Annotated in this window: 19 protein-coding genes and 1 riboswitch; of the genes, 9 read left to right on the top strand and 10 right to left on the bottom strand. The window is 34.7% G+C overall.

All coding sequences use genetic code 11. The features are described from left to right. Position 1: 1 nt before the first annotated feature. A riboswitch (TPP riboswitch) is annotated at positions 2 to 107 on the top strand. Between the two features lie 95 nt (positions 108 to 202). Both thiT and NST00_RS05920 read left to right on the top strand, forming a co-directional pair. Then, on the top strand, positions 203 to 763 hold the full coding sequence (gene thiT, locus NST00_RS05915; protein WP_016837906.1) for an energy-coupled thiamine transporter ThiT: 561 nt from the start codon (positions 203 to 205) through the stop codon (positions 761 to 763). A 135-nt stretch (positions 764 to 898) separates the two neighbouring features. Next, a complete protein-coding gene (locus tag NST00_RS05920) occupies positions 899 to 2,254 on the top strand; it encodes a transposase (RefSeq protein WP_340709746.1) in 1,356 nt (451 codons plus the stop codon). A gap of 158 nt (positions 2,255 to 2,412) precedes the next feature. Here NST00_RS05920 and NST00_RS05925 read toward each other — a convergent pair whose 3' ends face one another. Next, positions 2,413 to 3,408, bottom strand: coding sequence for an acyltransferase family protein (locus tag NST00_RS05925; RefSeq protein WP_016837905.1), 996 nt, complete (start codon positions 3,406 to 3,408; stop codon positions 2,413 to 2,415). Positions 3,409 to 3,636: 228 nt separating this feature from the next. Between NST00_RS05925 and map the strand changes: the two genes are divergently transcribed. Then, positions 3,637 to 4,389, top strand: a complete 753-nt coding sequence (gene map / locus NST00_RS05930) for a type I methionyl aminopeptidase (protein ID WP_168412218.1) — start codon at positions 3,637 to 3,639, stop codon at positions 4,387 to 4,389. A gap of 37 nt (positions 4,390 to 4,426) precedes the next feature. Here the strand turns inward: map and NST00_RS05935 are convergent, their stop codons facing one another. Continuing rightward, complete coding sequence (locus NST00_RS05935; protein WP_016837903.1) at positions 4,427 to 5,155, bottom strand: hypothetical protein; 729 nt, start codon at positions 5,153 to 5,155, stop codon at positions 4,427 to 4,429. A gap of 400 nt (positions 5,156 to 5,555) precedes the next feature. On the opposite strand from NST00_RS05935, the gene NST00_RS05940 reads away from it, so the two are divergent. Further along, positions 5,556 to 6,116: a GNAT family N-acetyltransferase gene (locus tag NST00_RS05940; protein WP_016837902.1), complete on the top strand. Its 561-nt coding sequence runs from the start codon at positions 5,556 to 5,558 to the stop codon at positions 6,114 to 6,116. Positions 6,117 to 6,436: 320 nt separating this feature from the next. Here the strand turns inward: NST00_RS05940 and NST00_RS05945 are convergent, their stop codons facing one another. Next, a complete protein-coding gene (locus tag NST00_RS05945) occupies positions 6,437 to 7,012 on the bottom strand; it encodes a beta-class carbonic anhydrase (RefSeq protein WP_340709747.1) in 576 nt (191 codons plus the stop codon). 162 nt (positions 7,013 to 7,174) lie between these two features. Continuing rightward, positions 7,175 to 7,315, bottom strand: coding sequence for a hypothetical protein (locus NST00_RS05950; RefSeq protein ID WP_016837900.1), 141 nt, complete (start codon positions 7,313 to 7,315; stop codon positions 7,175 to 7,177). A 379-nt stretch (positions 7,316 to 7,694) separates the two neighbouring features. Here NST00_RS05950 and motA point away from each other — a divergent pair, with 379 nt between their 5' ends. Both motA and motB read left to right on the top strand, forming a co-directional pair. After that, entirely contained in the window at positions 7,695 to 8,495 is an 801-nt protein-coding gene (motA, locus tag NST00_RS05955; protein ID WP_016837899.1) for a flagellar motor stator protein MotA, read from the top strand. Next, positions 8,479 to 9,246 carry a flagellar motor protein MotB gene (gene motB / locus NST00_RS05960; RefSeq protein ID WP_016837898.1) on the top strand — a complete coding sequence of 256 codons (768 nt, stop codon included), beginning with the start codon at positions 8,479 to 8,481 and terminating at the stop codon, positions 9,244 to 9,246. Before motA ends, motB begins: the two co-directional genes overlap by 17 nt. A 170-nt stretch (positions 9,247 to 9,416) precedes the next feature. Here motB and NST00_RS05965 read toward each other — a convergent pair whose 3' ends face one another. Continuing rightward, a complete protein-coding gene (locus NST00_RS05965; protein ID WP_016837897.1) occupies positions 9,417 to 9,638 on the bottom strand; it encodes a DUF1128 domain-containing protein in 222 nt (73 codons plus the stop codon). A 161-nt stretch (positions 9,639 to 9,799) separates the two neighbouring features. Here NST00_RS05965 and NST00_RS05970 point away from each other — a divergent pair, with 161 nt between their 5' ends. Both NST00_RS05970 and NST00_RS05975 read left to right on the top strand, forming a co-directional pair. Continuing rightward, positions 9,800 to 10,126, top strand: coding sequence for a YtxH domain-containing protein (locus NST00_RS05970; RefSeq protein ID WP_016837896.1), 327 nt, complete (start codon positions 9,800 to 9,802; stop codon positions 10,124 to 10,126). 33 nt (positions 10,127 to 10,159) lie between these two features. Continuing rightward, a complete protein-coding gene (locus NST00_RS05975) occupies positions 10,160 to 11,089 on the top strand; it encodes a YihY/virulence factor BrkB family protein (protein WP_184656214.1) in 930 nt (309 codons plus the stop codon). A gap of 147 nt (positions 11,090 to 11,236) precedes the next feature. On the opposite strand, the gene NST00_RS05980 is transcribed toward NST00_RS05975, so the two are convergent. Then, positions 11,237 to 13,141, bottom strand: a complete 1,905-nt coding sequence (locus NST00_RS05980; RefSeq protein ID WP_016837892.1) for a heavy metal translocating P-type ATPase — start codon at positions 13,139 to 13,141, stop codon at positions 11,237 to 11,239. Between the two features lie 236 nt (positions 13,142 to 13,377). Between NST00_RS05980 and NST00_RS05985 the strand changes: the two genes are divergently transcribed. Beyond that, a complete protein-coding gene (locus NST00_RS05985; protein ID WP_168412219.1) occupies positions 13,378 to 14,751 on the top strand; it encodes an L-cystine transporter in 1,374 nt (457 codons plus the stop codon). A gap of 170 nt (positions 14,752 to 14,921) precedes the next feature. Here the strand turns inward: NST00_RS05985 and NST00_RS05990 are convergent, their stop codons facing one another. The 4 genes from NST00_RS05990 to NST00_RS06005 all read right to left on the bottom strand — a co-directional run bounded on the left by NST00_RS05990 (position 14,922) and on the right by NST00_RS06005 (position 19,746). After that, positions 14,922 to 16,472 carry a fumarate hydratase gene (locus NST00_RS05990; RefSeq protein ID WP_016837890.1) on the bottom strand — a complete coding sequence of 517 codons (1,551 nt, stop codon included), beginning with the start codon at positions 16,470 to 16,472 and terminating at the stop codon, positions 14,922 to 14,924. A gap of 203 nt (positions 16,473 to 16,675) precedes the next feature. Continuing rightward, positions 16,676 to 16,855: an SE1561 family protein gene (locus NST00_RS05995; protein WP_016837889.1), complete on the bottom strand. Its 180-nt coding sequence runs from the start codon at positions 16,853 to 16,855 to the stop codon at positions 16,676 to 16,678. 525 nt (positions 16,856 to 17,380) lie between these two features. Next, positions 17,381 to 18,520, bottom strand: coding sequence for a carboxynorspermidine decarboxylase (nspC, locus tag NST00_RS06000; protein WP_340709748.1), 1,140 nt, complete (start codon positions 18,518 to 18,520; stop codon positions 17,381 to 17,383). After that, entirely contained in the window at positions 18,520 to 19,746 is a 1,227-nt protein-coding gene (locus NST00_RS06005; protein WP_340709749.1) for a saccharopine dehydrogenase family protein, read from the bottom strand. The genes nspC and NST00_RS06005 overlap by 1 nt, the downstream gene beginning before the upstream one ends. Positions 19,747 to 19,997 lie beyond the last annotated feature (251 nt).

Below are 19,997 nucleotides of genomic sequence, written 5' to 3' on the forward strand. Positions count from 1 at the left end.
TTTGTACCACAAGGGGTGCTGATGAAGTCAGCTGAGAGTGTGCCGGATGCACTAACCCTTAGAACCTGTAAGTTAGTACTTGCGTAGGGATGTGGATAGAAACCGAAACAAAGACGTCTCGGCTCTGTCCGGACGTTTTTTTATTTTGTAGTTTTCTATCCTTCTCTCAAGTTCTATAAACGAAGAGAAAGGAGATAATTGAATGAGAAACCAAAAATTATTATGGATGGTTGAAATTGCGATTTTTGCTGCAATTGGTTATGTGTTAGACCAATTGAAATTTTCTATTTGGGCGCAGGGTGGATCCGTTAGTTTAGTTATGCTGCCTATTATTTTAATCGCTATTCGTTGGGGACTATCTGCAGGACTTATGACTGGATTGATTGTAGGATTATTGAACATGACAATTAATCCTTATATTGTCCATTGGGCTCAAGCATTGCTTGATTATGTTTTTGCATTTACTTTCGTAGGATTTGCGGCAATTGTTCGTAAACAAGTGTTAGATGGAGTATCAGGAAATCGTAAAAATAAAATTGCATTATTTGTTATCATCGGAACAATTATTGGCGGTTTGTTGCGCTTTATTTGTCATACACTTGCAGGAGCTATTTTCTTCAAAGAATATGCAGGCGATCAAAATGCCTGGATTTATTCTATCGGGTATAATGGTTCATATATGGTTCCGGCTATTATTTTAACTGCAGTTGCAGCGGTGCTCATCTTTACTGCAAGCCCAAGATTGATAAAAAAAGAAAATTGATTACAATTGAGTTAATTTCATAATTCTCACCCCTTGATTTTCAAGGGATTCAAGACAATAAAAAATGGGTACCTCCCCAAATTTCGTTATAATGGTAAGTAACCAAACAAACCATACGAAAGAGGTGAGTACCCTATGACTATTGTAAAACAAATTTCTCTTTTTGACATCCATCAATTATTAGAAATGGAAAGTTCCCATCGTTATGATGCCATTTTTAGTGTGATTGACATTCAACCTATTTTTCAATTGTTTTCTAAAAAGACATTGAAAGGTGCACCACGTGAATTGAATTATGGTGCAATGATTCAATCGCTGATTATTCGTATTGTCGAACGAATTCCAACAATGAAGGATTTAGTCAAACGTTTGGTCCATGATCCTTTATTTCGTTTCGACTGTGGATTCCTTGTGTCTGATGTCGTACCATCTGAAAGCTCTTATTCACGCATGATTCAAGTCATTAGTGAATCAGATGTGCTAGATAAAATGAACGATACACTCATCAAAACAGCGATGTTGGAAGGCTTTCTAAATGATGAACATGTCGCCATCGATGCGAGTCACTTTGAAGCTCGTGATGCTTTCACACCATCAGAAAAGAAAGCACCTAAAACTCCTAAAAAACGTGGTCGTAAAACTAAAGCTGAACGAGCTGTTTGGTTAGCCGAACAAGTAGAGAAAAAAGGAAATCAATCAACCTATGAAAAAGAACTGAAAGAACAGCTGGATATCCCATTAGAAACCCTTTGGAAGGATGTACCGATTGAGCCAAAATGGGGTGTGAAAAAGAATAGTAAAGGAAAAAATACATTCTGGTTTGGTTATAAAGCACATTTAGCTGTTTCGACGAAAAGTCAATATATCATCACTCGTTTGATGTCCTCAGGTAATTTAAGTGATTGTAAAGCTGCGATTCCATTATTGAAAAAACTTCATCACTTAGGAAACGGTCAATTTACAATAGCTATATTTGATGCTGGTTATGATGTTGAACCTATTTACCGTCAAGCCGTATCACAGTCCATGCGAGTCGTGATTCCTTACAACGTTCGCCGAGAAGGAGAATATATAGGATTCGATGAACATTTTCGTCCAACCTGTGTGCGTGAACATAGTTACCAATATGACAGCTTTGACGCTAAGTACAATACATTAAAATTCACACGTCCAAAGGAATGTGCAACTTGCCCATTACGAGAAGACACCCTTTGCCAAAAAGTTTTCAAAATCAAATGTGATATAGATATCCGTAAATTTACCTATCCAGCACGTGGGACAGAACGATGGAAACAGCTTTATCAAGAACGTACAGCAGTCGAACGCGTTAACGCTTATTTAAAGGAATACTTTCAATTAAACAATGTCCGTCATCGTACAGGAAAGAAAGCAAAAATGCATTTCAATCTGGTGACGTTAATTTATAATACCTGCAAACTAGCAGTTGATCGAATCAATGCTTTATTACAGCAACAAAACCAAGTTGCATAATTAAAAAAAAAAAACGAAGTTTTTAGTATAGGGGTACTCTATACTTCAGAAAAACTATGATTTATGAAATTGATTCAATTGTGAATTAAAATAAAAAGCGAATTGGGAGACAATATTGTTTTCCTAATTCGCTTTTTTATGGATAAATTTTTATACGTTTATCTAATTTTACCTACAATCCATTTCCCAAAAGGTAAATACGAAATGCATTTTGAAATGGTAATGGCAACGATTAGCGTTGATATCATCATTGCTAAAATTGCTAGATAACCATTGTTGAAAAATGATACAAAGTACTTTGCGGTTAATGATAATATGTTCCAATGAATTAAATAAATCATAAATGCATATTTGCTAATGATTCGAATAATTTTAAAAGATGGAATCAGTTGTCCATAGGCTAAGATCATGCTTGTTATTCCAACGACAAAAGGAATCAAATCCATCCTTCTAGAATGTATTTCAACCATTCCGAATTTATAGCCATACCAAATATAAAGAGCTGATAGTGCCGTGAAAATTACAGTGAAAATGCGATATTTTTTCAATAGTGGCTGAATTTTTTCATAATTTGCACCGATTATGAATGCGATTACAAAATAAACGAACCAAGCTGTTCCATACAATTTTTCATACTTCATATTTTCTTGAAAGAATGGATATGGTAAATCAAAAATTCGATGCTGCAGAAAATACAACAATACACATAAAGGTAACACGACAAAAGATGGCCATTGAAATTTAATCATTAGCCAAAACAATAGATACAATTGAAGAATAACTAAAACAAACCAACCTACAAATTCACCTAGAACGATATTGTTATAAAAGGTTTGCCAAATTAGACCATTTTGGTAGTTATATTCAATGACAAGGGCATCAATAAAAGCCCAAAATATATATGGAAGTAAAATGAATTGAAGCCGTTTTGACCAAAACGATTGTGGGATTCCATCTTTATATTTTGCTGCAAGTATGATGATGGAAAGTAAAATAAATGTCGGTGTAGCATAACATAGAAGTATTCGGATATAATGAACCATTACTGAATTTTCAGAAAGACCTGATTCTAGGTTATAAAAAGTAGTTGAATGTAATAGTAAAATTGATAAACATGCAATAACTCTTAATAAATCCCACTCTTTAATTCGCAATGATAAAACTCCTATTGTTTTTATATTTATTTTTTATAATGTTTGATTATAACATGATTAAAATACCAAGGTATAAATAAATTTTCATTGTATATTCTATCATTTCTAGAATAAAATCATATATCATATTGTGTAGTACATTCCTAAATATAAACTTGGATTTCCGAAAAATTTTATAGAGTATGTTATATTATAAAAAGAAATTGTATAGAAGAAAGGAAATTTTACATGATTGTAAAAACACAAGAAGAATTAGAAGCGTTAAAAAAAATTGGGCGCATTTGTGCAGAAATTCGAGAAGCGATGAAAGCGGCAACTAAACCAGGCATCACAACGAAAGAGTTGGATGAGATTGCCGGCCGCATGTTTGCTGAAGCAGGAGCACTTTCTGGTCCAAAAGGTGAATATGATTTCCCAGGATATACATGTATTAGCGTCAATCACGAAGTTGCACACGGTATTCCAGGCAATAAAGTCATTCGAGAAGGTGACTTAGTCAACATTGATGTTTCAGGCTCACTAAATGGTTATTTTGCCGATACAGGCATATCTTTTGTTGTAGGCGAAGGGTATGAAGACAAAGAAAAACTTTGCCGTGTTGCTAAATCTGCCTTCGAACGAGCAATGACAAAAGTAAAAGCAGGCTCTAAATTAAATCAAATTGGGAAAGCTGTTGAACGAGAAGCAAAAGAACATGGATTAAAAGTCATTATGAATTTAACGGGGCATGGAGTAGGGCGTTCTTTGCATGAAGACCCACAACACATATTAAATTACTATGATGCGTGGGATGGAACTATTTTAAAAGAAGGGATGGTTCTTGCGGTAGAGCCATTCATTTCTGAAAAGACAGATCATATTATTGAAGCTGGGGATGGATGGACATTTATTACACCTGACAAATCACTCGTTGCACAAGTTGAACATACAATTATTGTGACAAAAGATAAGCCAATAATTATTACGCAAATTAATGAATAATCATTCGCTTTTATTTCATAAAAAAAATCCTGAACGTTTAATGACGTACAGGATTTTTTTTCATAAATAATACTCCAACAATTAATACACCACTTAAAAATAGGGATGAAGTTGTAACTAATAGTTCATCAAATCCGTTTGAAATTGCAATTCCTATAAAAGACCAAACAAACACAAGTGGATATGCGGTGTCATAATGATGATAACGTAAATGCAATGCAACTAATGTGGCAAATGTTAATATTATTACCACCCATAAAGCATTACTCAAGCCGAACCCGTGCCATTCTTTATACAATAGTAAATAACAGGTATTGAGAATAAAAATAAAAGTAATCCAGCCGAAATAAATAGCAATAGGAATTCTTTTTTTCAGATGTTCTCCTTGCATCGGATATGTAAGATATAGTGCGAATAAGGACAGTAGTTGGATTCCAACGCATATAAAGGAGTAGAATAATGCTTCCTTATTCCATAAGTATATCGAAAGTATTTGGAAGATCATCACGAGCAAAAAGAAAATTGTCTGAATAGGCGAAATAAAGGTTTCAGAGTTACGCTCCTTTGAATAATTAATTGCCCAAATAAATAAAAGAATAAAAAGAAAGAACCAAAATATATATACATAGGTAGAAGGCGATATTAGAAGTGGTAGGCGATTGATAATTGCTATAGTGGATTTTCCTTCGATTGGTAGCCAAAAAGAATATAAGGTATAGATGGTCGCTGCTATAAGGCTACAAAAAATGACGATCATTCGACCCATGTTTCGCACTCCTTTCCATAAAATTATAAACGTTTATTTCAACAACTTAAAGTGAGGAATTAAATTTTTCACTTTTATATATGACAAATATAGCAAGAGGAAAATATTCGAATAGTACTTTGGAAAACAATAGATTAAATGAATAGAGAGAACGAAATGTGGATGAAAACTAAACAAGCACAGCTTTTAACGTGCATATAATATTGTACAATCGAGTAGGTAAATAATGGAGTTTACGGTTCTGCAAGAACAAAAACAATCTAGTAAAGTTTGGGTTTCTTTAGCATGTTTATAACCTACTAACTAAATGCTAGTAGAATTATAAAATATGGAAGAAAGGCATTAGGTAAATACAATGGTGAAGAAGCTATTACAAATATTTAAAAAGAAGGGTGATCATGTGATTCGAATCGAAAGCGACAGGTTGCATTTACGTACCTTTGTAGAAACAGATGCAAAAAAATTAGCGGAATTATTACAGCGAAATAAATATTTTTGGGCAACTTATGAGCCATTACATGATGCGGAATATTATACAGAAGAGGCACAGTTTCGAAAAATTTTAGAAGGATTGCATCTTCAGCGTACAAATCGCGAATATTCCTTTGGGATATTTACAAAAGATGAGGAACAATTAATTGGCCATATTTCCCTATATGCGATTAAAAGGTTGCCATATAGCAGTGCATTTATCGGTTACTCCATCGACGAACGATTTACGGGACAAGGTATTGCAACAGAAGCAGTGAATGAAGTTGTGCAATTTGCTTTTAATGTAGTGAATTTACATAGAATCGAAGCATATGTATCACCCAAAAATATAGCTTCTGTGAAGGTTTTAGAAAAGGCAAATTTTAAACGAGAAGGTCTATTAAGGGAATTATTGTATATTAACGGATCTTGGGAAGATCATTATATGTATGCCCTTTTACAAAGCGATTATTTTCGTAATCAACGTTAACCGTTCGCTTCTTAACTAAAATCCTAAAATTAGCGATTTTAGTTAGGAGCGAATTTTTTTATATTGCATGTGTGGGAAATCGTGTGTCTTGTGTGAGGGAAGTCAAGCTCGAGCGGGAAATGCTAGAACATGTGCTGGAAATGAATTAACTTGAGCGGATGAAACGATGCTGGTGTGGGAAATATTCTAGCATGTGCGGGCAATCCTTCAACTTGTGCAGACCTCTCTTAATGTTAAAAAAGATAAACTTGCAAAAAAACCACCCGCTAGCCAGTTTAATTCCTGACCTATGCAGATGGACTCAATGTTCAATCGTTGTATCATTTGTTACCTAAATATTCATGTCCATTTGTTAATAAATCAAGTTTGCCTGTTTCAGGATTCATAACTAAGCCGTGCACTGGCGTATTTTTTGGAAACAGTGGATGGTTGCGAATGATATCAACACTATTCAATACGTTTTTTTCAACATCTCCGAATCCACGTAACCATTCAATCAAATCGATTCCTGAATACTTAATAGATTTGATTATCTCCTCACTTATCCCTTTTTCAATCATATGATCAACCATCAAATAAGGATCAACAGTGCTCATGCCACAATCATAATGACCGATTACATACACTTCATCTGCTTGTAGTTCATAAACAGCCACTAAAATGCTTCTCATAATTCCCCCAAAGGGATGGGCTACCATTGCACCGGCACTTTTAATTATTTTTGCATCGCCATTTCGCAAATTCATCGCCTTTGGTAATAATTCGATTAAACGTGTATCCATACACGTTAATATAACAATTTTTTTATCTGGAAATTTTGATGTTTTATATGGTTCATATTGCTTTTTTTCAACGAATTCTTTGTTAAAACGCAAAATCTCATTTAATGATGCCATTTATTAATCCCCTTTCTGATGTTAAGGACGATTATAGCAATAAGAAATAGGTTGATACAAATGAATGAATTGAATATGAATAAATATAGCAAAAAGTGATAAAAAAAATCGACAAATACAGCTTAACCTGTTTTGTCGATTTTTCATTCAAGTGCTATGGCATTAAAATTTTTCAGATGGTTTTGCGTCAACTTTTACTGAAGAAGTGGAATCTAAACCTTTACGTAAATAGTGAATGAACATCATAACTGCAACTACAAGAAGGCCAAGATATCCAGTTACAGTTGCTAAAAATAAGCCCATTGCTAGACTCCTTTCTAAAAAACAATAATGATTTAAATTAATTATACTATAACTATACGACAATTATAAAGGTTTTAGGAGAAAAATAGGATTAGTAATTCCAAGGAACGTTACGCTATTTTGCTATTTTTGTAGAAATTGTGACAGACAATAATGGGAAGTATGCAAAATTTGATGTGAAAGTATCATTTTTTATTTCCTTACATAAATATTTATTAATTATAAAAAATAATATTTGAATGAAAATAGAAAATTATTATATGAACCATTTATTTTCTATAAAAATTACTCATTATTATAGTTATCTAGTAAAAAGATACTTAAAAAAATATTGGAAAATGTCGAAATATAAAGTAGTGGAAGATTTGGAGGTACAGTTATGGATTTAGCTACAGTTATAGGTATTTTTCTTGGCATTATTGCGGTATTTGTCGGGATGGTAGTAAAAGGGGCGTCCTTGAGTATTTTAATCAACCCGGCGGCATTTTTAATCATTATCGTTGGTACAATATCATCTGTTGTGATTGGATTCCCAGGAAAAGAACTAAAAAGAATCCCTAAATTATTAAAAGTAATTTTTACTGAACAAAAAACAGTAAGCGATGTAGAAATCATTCAAATGTTTTCAAAGTGGGCAGACCTAGCTCGCCGTGAAGGTCTCCTTGCATTGGAAAGTGAAGCCCAAGAAATTAAAGATCCATTTTTACGAAATGGTTTAATTCTTGCAATCGATGGTCAAAGTGCAGATTACATACGGGATGTATTAAATGAAGAAGTTGAAGCGATGGTAGAGCGCCATGAAAGTGGTGCCCAAATTTTTTCGCAAGCAGGTACATATGCTCCAACACTCGGAGTACTTGGGGCGGTTGTCGGTCTAATTGCCGCTTTAGGAGATATGGAAAATATCGATAAATTAGGTTATGCAGTTTCTTCGGCTTTCGTTGCAACATTATTGGGGATTTTCACTGGTTATGTATTATGGCATCCATTTGCTAATAAATTAAGACGTAAATCCGCTTTTGAGGCTAGACAAAAACGATTAATGATTGAAGGTGTTTTATCTGTATTAGAAGGTGAGGCTCCGCGTATTATTGAACAGAAATTAGCTTCGTATTTGACAAATGAAGAGCGTAAACTATTCTACGAAAGCGGGGCTGGCGGTCTTGGCAAAGAGAACTAAAAAGCGTGGAAAAGAAACAGAAATCAATGAATCATGGCTTTTACCGTATTCGGACTTAATGACGTTGCTATTAGCGTTATTCATTGTATTATTTGCTTCCAGTAGTATTGACCAAGTAAAGTTCCAAAAAATGTCGCAAGTGTTCAATGAAATTTTTAATGGCGGCGTTGGGTTTATGGAAAATACCTCAGTCATTGATAATCCAACGGCTAGAACGGATGGAATGACAGTAGAGCAAAAAGCTTATTTAAGAGACCAAGCTCAACTTAAACAAATTCAAAGTGAAATTGAAAATTTTATCGCTGTCAATGAATTGGAAGATACATTTTCAGCAAAAATGACAGATGAGGGATTGCTGCTTACAATTCGTGATAGTATTTTATTCGATTCAGGGAAAGCAGATATAAAACCTGAAAACATCCCAATTGCTCAGGAGTTATCGGCTATTTTAGAATTTGACCCACCACGTTATATTGTTATTACTGGACATACGGATAATGTGCCTCAAAATACTCCGGAATTTCGATCAAATTGGGAATTATCTGTGATGCGGGCAGTGAATTTCTTAAAATTAATTATCGATTCAAATCCGAATTTAGATCCTAAATATTTCAGTGCAAAAGGGTATGGAGAATACAATCCAATTGCAACGAACGAAACAGCAGAAGGTAGAGCGAAAAATCGTCGGGTTGAAGTGTTAATTCAACAACTCGTGAAAAAAGATGAAACTACAACTTCAGAAACGAATTAAAACAATATGATGTAAAGGAGCGTTTCATAGTGGAACGCTCCTTTTTAAATCGTTTTATTTAAAGTGTATGATTTACTTTAAAAGAACATAATGAATGCTTTTACAAGATATTTGAATAATGATTAATTAAATAGGAAAAAGTATGCGGTAGTTAATAAAATGAAAATGGTTTATTTTCGAAGCGAACCTAATTCAGAGACGATTGCCTCTATTTCGCTAGGGCTAAAGGAATCACGCTTCATGACCATTTCGTATAAGTCATACAAATCTTCGTAATTAGCTTCTGTAAAATCTTCTGAACGCAATGCGCTCGAATTGACCATTTTCAATTTTTCTTTAATTTTTTCTACAATATACGCCACATTATCTTTGGAAGGCGTTGATAAATTCATCTCTTTTTAGCCACCTTTCAATTAAGCTTTGTATCATCATTTCATTTCATATTATTGTTGTCAAGTTGTATCCATGTATTCGCCCTTACTTTTAAAAGATTAAAAGTTCTTATAGAATATTATTAGTAAAACTTTACATGAATCGACAGGAGGAGAAGGTAATGAGCCAAAGCAAATTATGCAAAGGTGTTGTGATTGGTGCAATAGTAGGTGCCGCAGTGAGCATGTTTGATCGTAAAACAAGAGAACATACCGTTGAAACAATGAAAAATATAAAGGATTCTGTTATTTACTATGCTAAAAATCGTGATGAATTCCAACAACTCGTTTATGAAAAGATAGAAAAAATGCAAAAATTATATGAAGATACGACGGAAAATGTAAATTTTATTATGGAAAAAATCGATGAAATGAAAGAAATTCCAAGTACCGTTCAAGCGATTGTCGAAGATACAAAAGCAGCTTTTTCATCGAAAGAAGAAAAATAATGTGATGTGGGATGAAGGGAAGTGAGCTAGCGCTTGAATGATTCAAAAGTTTCGCAAACAAAATGGGTTTTAATGTTTCAATCAATTTTTAATCCAGATGAATCAAAAATTGATATTACGACTTTTAAAGGATTTGTCCAGGAAATCATTATCAGAATGAAGAAAGTGGACATTTCCGGAATGGGGGCGCAACTAGCTTACTTCTTCTTACTATCATTTTTCCCGTTGTTATTAGTCGTAGTTTCCACATTACCTTTTTTGGATATTAATCAAGAACATGTTTTTCGTTTTATTCAAACCATTGTACCAGCTGAAGTTTTCATGTTGACCCAAGGAACGATTGTAGAAGTATTGACAACGTATAATGGGGGCGGTGTTTTATCAATCGGGATATTAGGTACATTGTGGTCTGCTTCAAGAGGAATGAATGCGATAATTAAAACGTTAAATGAAGCTTATGAAACAGAGCCAAAGATGGGAATTATAAACCGAGCTTGGTCATTAGTCTTTACAGTATTATTAATTTTAATATTGCTGCTTGCTTTAATAGTGCCGATTTTTGGTCAACGATATGTATACTTGCTATTCGATTTTTTAGGAGTCGAGACATCATTTGTTGACTTTTGGAATTATGTACAATGGATTTTACCACCACTACTCATTTTTATTGTGTTACTTTTATTGTACTGGGTTATACCTTATACAGAATCACGAGTTCATATTGTGACTGTATTACCTGGAACAGTATTTTCAACTATTTCATGGGTAGTGTTAATTTACGGGTTTTCTTTTTATGTGAATCATTTTGGTAATTTTACTTTTACTTATGGAAGTATTGCCAGTGTCATTATTTTTATGCTTTGGTTGTATTTTACGGGAATGATTTTAATATTCGGTGGAATATTAAATGCAGCAATGCATAAAAGACATTTTGCGAAAATAAGAAAAGGCAACATCTCCTAATTAAAAAATTTCCCAAAGCAGACACTCCACTCATAGCAATTTTGTACTTCATACAATTAAACAGAAAAGCGGATTTAGCTATTAAAACAGCTAAATCCGCTTTTCTGTTTACATATAAACCAATGCATCAACTACAATAATTATATTCTATGATTGTGTTTTAAGCATTCTTAATCCATTTAATATCACTAAAATAGTGCTACCTTCGTGCCCAACTACCCCAAGTGGGAGATCGACGATTTGAAGAAAATTAGAAATGATGAGTAAAGCAATGACTGCTGTTGAAAAAATAACATTTTGTTTCACAATTTTTTGCATTTTTCTTCCTAGTTTAATTGCGTAGGCAATTTTCGATAAATCGTTTTTCATTAATACGACGTCTGCCGTTTCCAATGCTACATCAGTACCTCCGCCCATAGCAATTCCTACAGTTGATTTTGCAAGGGCAGGTGCATCATTGATACCATCGCCTACCATTCCAACGTATTGATGTTGTTTTAAAGCTTTATTAATAAATTCTGTTTTTGTAACTGGAGAACATTCAGCAATATATTCCGTTACCCCTGCTTCTTTCGCAATCGTTTTGGCTGTTTTTTCATTATCTCCTGTAATCATGGTAATATTGATTCCAAGTTCTTTCAATGTTTGAACAGCTTCTTTCGCTTCATCACGAATTATGTCTTTTAAAGCAATCAATGCGGCAATACCTTGCTCATCTTTCATAAAGACAACGGTTTTTCCCTCTTCTGCCAGTTGAGCTGCAACACCATTCGCAAATGTCTTTGCTTCATTGCTTCCTACAAAATCTCCCTTACCAATCGTGTAAGATTGACCGCGAATATCCCCTTTTAACCCAAATCCAGGAACATCAGCAATATCAATGCCGGAGATAATTTCCACTTGTTGTTCTTTCGCATACTGAACAATGGATTGAGCAAGAGGGTGATTGGATTGAGCTTCAATAGATGCAATAATTTGAAGCGTTTCATTAGTATCCAAATCTTCTCGGACAATCACATCGGTTACTGACGGCTTTCCTTCCGTTAGTGTTCCAGTCTTATCAACTGCAAGTAATTTAATGACGCTCAAATTTTCTAAATGGACGCCACCTTTTAGTAAAATGCCGTGTCGTGCACCATTTGAGATTGCTGCGAGTGTAGCGGGCATAATGGATGCAACAAGGGCACAAGGTGAAGCGACAACTAGCAACACAATTGCTCTATAGAAAGTTGTATTCCAGTCCCAACCAAATAGGTAGTGAGGAAGAACCATCATAATTAAAACGGCAATTAAAACACACTTTACATAGAGATTTTCAAATCTTTCTATAAATAGTTGGGAAGGGGATTTTTCACTTTGAGCTGATTGCACGAGCGTAATAATTTTTTGGAAAAGCGTTTCAGAATTTGGTTTTGTCATGTTAATTGTAATGGTGCCATTTAAATTGATGGTACCTGCGAAAACTTCATCACCTACATTTTTGGAAACGGGAATAGATTCACCTGTTATGGCTGATTCATCAACAGATGAAGAGCCTTTTATGATTTCACCATCTGCAGGAATTCTTTCTCCCGGTTTAATTAACAGATGGTCGCCTACTTTTAAAGAAGAAACGGGTACTTTCATCGGCTCAAAATTTCCTCGTACGAGCCATGCTTCTTCTGGTTGCAAATTCATTAAGGATGAGATTTCACGATGACTACGATTCATTGCATAAGTTTCAAGGGCGCCGCTTAAGGCAAAAATGAAGATCAGTATGGCACCCTCTGTCCAGTAGCCGATTATCATTGAACCGATGGCTGCCAAAATCATCAATAACTCCACATTTAATGTTCTATTTTCTATAGTGTCAAGGATTCCTTCCTTTGCTTTCGCATAACCACCAATAATAAAAGCGATTATATATGAAAATACCGAAGCTGTTGATAAGCCTTCTTTTTCTAATTTCCACGCCATTAATATAATGACTCCGCTTATAATAGCTGCGATTAGTTCCTGATGTTGTTTTATATTCTCAATTATTGAGAAACTTTCTCGATTACTGTTATCCATAAAATCCTCCTTGTGATAATGAATTTCAGTTTCAAACCTCTATTTTTATAGTGATTGATAATCAATATCAATTATTTGAAATAAGTTTTATTTTAAAATTATTCTAATCTAAAATAGTTCTTTTGTAAACAATTAAACACTAAAAATTATAGAAAATTTAAATTATATTAATCTTACTTGACTTATCGGAATAAAGATGTATTATAAAGTTTGTTCATATAAAAGGAGGTTAAGTGATGGGAATCATAGTAAATATTGCTATTTTAATAGGCTTGTTGGTCTTTCTATATTTTTTAAAGAAAAAAAATGTAAAATTTTCAAACAGAGTGTTTATAGCGTTAGCTATTGGGGTAGTATTTGGAGCTGTTCTGCAATGGATTTATGGATTTGGTTCAGAAACGATAACGAAAACGATGCCATGGTTTAATATCATCGGAAATGGTTATGTAAAATTATTGCAAATGGTTGCAATGCCCTTAGTATTTATTTCAATTTTGGCGGCATTTACGAAAGTGACAATAGGAAAAAATTTAGGGAAAATTGCAAGCATCATTTTGGCTGTGCTAATTGGTACAACTGCCATTGCTGCATCCTTAGGTATTTTATCAACAGCCATTTTTGATTTGGATGCTTCACAAATCATGCAAGGGGAATCTGAAGTTGCACGTGGAGAGGAAATTGTGCAAAAAGCTGAAAATGTAAAAACATTGCCAGAGCATATTTTGGAAATGTTCCCTGCCAATCCATTCCTTGATATGACAGGTGCCCGTTCCACTTCAACGATTGCGGTTGTAATTTTTGCAGCCTTATTAGGATTTGCTTATTTACAACTTCAACGAAAAGATGAGGAAACAGCAAACACAGTGAAAAAAGGCGTCGATGCCATTTATGGTCTCGTAATGGGCGTTGTACGCATCGTTCTGCAATTAACGCCATATGGGGTATTGGCGATTATGGCACGTACGGTTGCTACAAGCAACTTCGGTGCAATTGCCGATTTAGGCAAATTTGTCATTGCTTCTTATGCAGCGTTGATTGCAATGTTTATTGTACATTTAATAATTGTTTCGTTGACAGGTTTAAATCCAGTATTATACGTGAAAAAAGTTGCTGAAACTTTATTATTTGCATTTTCATCACGTTCAAGTGCAGCTACATTACCGTTAAATCTTCAAACGCAAACAAAACGTTTAGGCGTTCCAGAAGGAATTGCCAACTTTGCAGGTTCTTTTGGCTTATCCATTGGTCAAAATGGTTGTGCTGGTGTATATCCGGCAATGTTGGCTGTTATGATTGCGCCGACTGTTGGAATTGATCCGTTTACACCAGGGTTTATTGCAATGCTTATTTTAATCGTTGCGATCAGTTCATTTGGTGTAGCCGGTGTTGGCGGTGGTGCAACATTTGCAGCAATCATTGTATTATCTGCTATGGATTTGCCGTTAGCGCTTGCGGGTATTTTGATTTCAGTAGAACCGTTGATTGATATGGGACGTACTGCGCTGAATGTAAGTGGTTCTATGGTGTCCGGTATTGTATCAAGCCGTATCACAAAAGAACTAGATACAGAAATTTATAATGACACTTCAGAAAAGACATCTTTGGTTTAACCATTAAATAATACTCCAATTCGCCAAAGGAAAATGGGCATTCATCACAAGTGAATGCCCATTTTTATGTGTTTTTATAATAGTTGCAAAAAGTTCATAAAAAAGCTGCTCAAAAAATCAAATGTTCATCTGATTTTTTGAACAGCAAAACCTATATCATTCTGATTTAATTAGAATACTCTTTCTGCGAATTGAGCTAATTTTTCTAATGAAGATTTTTCGATATCTGCGTGTAAAGAGTTTCCGTGAGAGTCCATTGTAACAACTGCAGTGAAGTCTTCAACTGTTAAGTGCCACATTGCTTCAGGAATACCGAATTCAAGAAAGTCCACACCGTCTACGCTCTTAATGCAGTCAGCATAGTATTGTGCTGCACCACCAATTGCATTTAAGTACACGCCACCGTGTTCTTGTAATGCTTTTAATGTTTTTGCACCCATACCGCCTTTTCCAATTACTGCGCGGATTCCGAATTTTTTCATGATATCGCCTTGATAAGGTTCCTCACGGATGGAAGTTGTAGGACCAGCCGCTTTTACAGTCCAATTTCCATTTTCGTCTTTTGCCATAACAGGACCGCAGTGGTAAATAATTTGACCATTTAAATCTACTGGTGCATCGTGTGTCATTAAGTGGTGGTGAATTGCATCGCGACCTGTGTACATGCGACCGCTAATTTTTACAACGTCACCCACTTTTAGTTCACGAATTTGCTCTTCAGTGATTGGTGCTTTTAATTCAACTACGCGGCTTTCAGATTTTGTTTCAGCTTTTTCTTCTTCGTTTCGGAATGTAATTTTTTCACCATCTTGATAGTGCCATTTTTTGATTTCGCCAGTGTTAGCATCAATATCAACCGCCATGCGACGGAATGCCCAACAGTTATAAGCAATTGATACGAAGAAAGAAGCTGGAATACGGTGCATTACGCCAATTTTACAACCTAATAATGTTGCTTCACCGCCGAAGCCCATTGTTCCTACACCAAGTGTATTTGCTTTTTCAACGATGTACTCTTCTAATTTAGCAAGTTCAGGAATAGGATTTGTATCTTCTAAGTGGCGGAATAATTGTTCTTTTGCAAGATCGTAGCTGCTAGAGCGGTCTCCACCGATACCTACTCCGATAAAACCAGCAGAACAACCTTGTCCTTGAGCTTTCCATACAGCATGAAGAATACATTTACGAATTCCATCAAGATCACGTCCAGCGCGACCAAGACCTTCTAATTCGCAAGGTAAGCTGTATTGAGCATTTTTGTTCTCACAGCCTCCGCCTTTTAAAATTAGTTTCACTTCAATATAATCGTTTTCCCATTGTTCAAACTTGATAACAGGAACGCCTTCACCAAGATTGTCACCGCTATTTTTTCCAGTTAATGAATCAACAGAGTTTGGACGGAGTTTCGCATCTTCAGTTGCTTTTTTTACTGCATTGCGGATTGCTTCCTTAATTTCTAATTGGTTAACACCAATAGGAGTTTTTACTTTAAATGTTGGAAGTCCTGTATCTTGGCAAATAGGTGATACATTATCTTCTGCCATTACAATGTTATTCGTAATAGTTGCTAAACTCATTGCAGCACGAGTACCAGCACTTTCAGCTTCCTTTGCTCGTTTAATGGCACGGCGAACATCTTTCGGTAAATTTGTGGACGTTTCACAAATTAAGTCATAAAGACTTTTCTCCAAAGTTTGTAAATATGTTGTTGCGACTGACATGAAATGTCTACCCCCCAAAATTAATAAAAAAAGATTAAAGTCCATGTCTATTATACCTTTTTATAATTTCTATTAAAAGAGTAGAAGCTTAAAAGGGAAACTGTCAAAAGCAGGGTTTTCGACATGTAAAAACGTCCATTCTCGAGTGAAATGGACGTTTATTGTTTGGATTTGTTTGTTAAATTTGGAAATAAACAGTTTTGTTAAGATCTTTGTTTAAACTGCTCGATTTTTTCTTCAATATCGTCAATCATTTTAATTAAGCGATCAATGTCTTCGATACCCGCAGTTTCTTCATCAATTGCTTCCAATACTTCGAGGAAGATTTCTAAACGCTCTTTTAAGTATTTAACTTGTGTGTTTTTGTCTTGAATTGGTTTCACGTTTCCACCTCTTTCGTCTAGGTCATCATAACGAAAAACAGCGATAATTGCAATAAAAGAATAAAGTTTTAAATTGAAAATAATAGGTATTTAGAATTAATTTTATTTTTATTATTCAGAATATTTACAAAAATGAAGTGTTGTGTTAAATTATAATTAACAATTCGTAAAGGGGATGGTCGAAAAGAACACGCTCACTCTAATTGCAAAGGAGGGAGTTTAAACAATCTTTCGGCCTGACTAATTGCCGAAAACTGTTTATACAACAATAATGGTGGTAAGTAAACGATAAACCCTAGTTGATGTGCATCAATAACGATGCACAATCCTAGGGTTTTAATTTTTGTGTTTTTTTAATACCGGTTCCAATTAAACGATTAAAAAAATTCAGGAGTTGTTTTTGTCCTTTATTTTCTTATTGTTGCCGATTTTTTACAGCATAATTAATGGGTACAGGGGTTTTCTGAAAATAAGGGCAGTATAAAAAAACACCAATTGGTGGCTAGTCCAATTGGTGTTGAATAATTACGATAAACGATTACGGTAATCTTCGTACTTAAACTGTCTAATTACTTTGATGCCTTCTTCTTCATTATATAAGCAAATGCTCGGTAAGTTTACACCGTTAAACATATGGTTTTTCACCATTGTGTAATGAGCCATATCAGTAAATACAATTTTGTCTCCAGGTTTTAGCGGTTCATCGAATGAATAGTCACCAATAACATCTCCTGCAAGGCATGTCATACCACCAAGTCGGTATGTGTATGGTTTATCGTTTGGTGTACTTGCACCGATAATTTGAGGACGGTAAGGCATTTCCAATACGTCAGGCATATGACAAGTTGCCGATGTATCGAGAATTGCGATTTCCATTCCATTTTTTACGATATCAAGCACAGTTGTAACAAGGTAGCCCGTATTTAATGCAATCGCTTCACCTGGTTCAAGAATAACTTGAACATCATATTTGTCTTTTACATAGTTAATCAGATCAACTAGTTTATCGATATCATAATCTTCTCGTGTAATATGATGTCCGCCACCAAAGTTTACCCATTTCATCTGGTGTAAGTATTTCCCGTACTTTTCTTCAAAGTGTGGAAGTATACGTTCAAGCACGTCTGAATTTTGTTCACACATTGCATGGAAGTGGATTCCTTCAACACCATCTAATTCATCTGGACGGAATTGGTCAAATGGAATTCCTAATCTTGAATTGATTGCACATGGATCATAAAGTGCAGTTTCCACTTCAGAGTAACCAGGATTTACTCGCAAACCAATGGATACGTGCTTGTCTAATTTTTGGATTTTTTCTTTATATTTATTTAACTGATCAAATGAGTTAAATACAATATGGTCAATATATTTTAAATACTCATCAATTTCATGTTCAGCGTAGGCTGGTGAGTAGGCATGCACTTCTTTTCCAAATTCCTCGTATCCTAAGCGGGCTTCAAAAAGGGAACTTGCCGTTACTCCCTTCAAATATTTGCTCACTAAAGGAAATGTGGAAAACATGGAAAAACCTTTTAGCGCAAGCAATATATCGCAGCCTGTACGCTGTTGAACGGAATCTAAAATTTCTAAATTCCGTTTTAATAAACGTTCATCGACAATATAACTTGGGGATGGTGCACTTTTCCAGTCAATCGCTTTCATTATTTTACCTCACGCTTTTCCAAATCTAATTCAAGCAATTCTGGCTCGAAGCTTTCTTTCCATGGAAGTCCCCATTTATTTAATTCTTCCATGAATGGATCTGGATCGAATTCTTCTACGTTCCAAACACCAGGTTTTTTCCATAGACCTTTAATAACAAGACTTGCACCAATCATCGCTGGAACGCCAGTTGTATAAGAGATTGCTTGGCTTCCCACTTCACGATAGCATTCTTCATGGTCACATACATTGTATAGATAGTATGTTTTTTCTTTTCCGTCTTTAATGCCGCGGAAAATACACCCGATATTTGTTTTACCTTTTGTACGAGGTCCTAATGACGCTGGATCTGGCAGAACCGCTTTTAAGAATTGAAGAGGTTGAATCATTTTGCCTTCAAATTCAATCGGTTCAATTGATGTCATTCCAACATTTTCAAGTACTCGTAAGTGCGTTAAATATTTTTCAGAGAATGTCATCCAGAAGCGGATTTGTTTTAAGCCTTTTACGTTTTTCGCTAAAGATTCTAATTCTTCATGGTAAAGAAGGTAAATATCTTTTGGACCAACTTCAGGGAAGTTGTAAACTTGTTTAAATTCTAATGGTTTTGTTTCAACCCATTTTCCTTCTTTCCAGTAGCGGCCGTTAGAAGTAATTTCGCGAATGTTAATTTCAGGGTTGAAGTTAGTCGCGAATGGTAAGCCATGGTCACCTGCATTACAATCTAAAATGTCGATGTAATGAATTTCATCAAAATGATGTTTTAATGCGTAAGCTGTGAAAACACCTGTTACACCTGGGTCAAATCCACAACCTAATACAGCAGTGATTCCAGCTTTTTCAAATTTTTCTTTATAAGCCCATTGCCATTTATATTCAAATTTAGCTGTTTCAGGTGGTTCGTAGTTAGCAGTATCTAAGTAGTGAACACCTGTAGCTAAACAAGCTTCCATAATAGTTAAGTCTTGATATGGTAATGCTACGTTAATTACCACATCTGGTTTAAAACCATTGATTAATTCAACGAGTTCGTCAACATTATCCGCATCTACTTGAGCAGTGTGGATAATTGTTTTGCCACCGTCGAGTTTCTCCTTTAATGCGTCACATTTTGACTTTGTTCGACTGGCAATCATAATTTCCTCGAACACGTCTGAATTTTGCACACATTTGTGTACCACAACACTAGCTACACCGCCAGCACCAATAATCAATGCTTTACCCAATTCTTTATAACCCCCTTAATGGAAAAATAGTATTAAACAATGAATTAGATTATACATAATAATTTTTTTCGTATCAATTCTTTTTTAAATGAAAATAAAAAAAATTTTAGTCAATTAAAAAACTAGATAAGATTTGAGTTTCTTCTTATTTTATTTGTTAATTGGCTGAAGTATATGTTGTCTACTTTTTAAATGGGAATGAGTGAGATTTTACGATACAAAATATTCAACATTTATGAGTTTGTAATTGG

The organism is Ureibacillus sp. FSL K6-0165 (assembly GCF_038004285.1).
GTDB lineage: Bacteria > Bacillota > Bacilli > Bacillales_A > Planococcaceae > Ureibacillus > Ureibacillus thermosphaericus.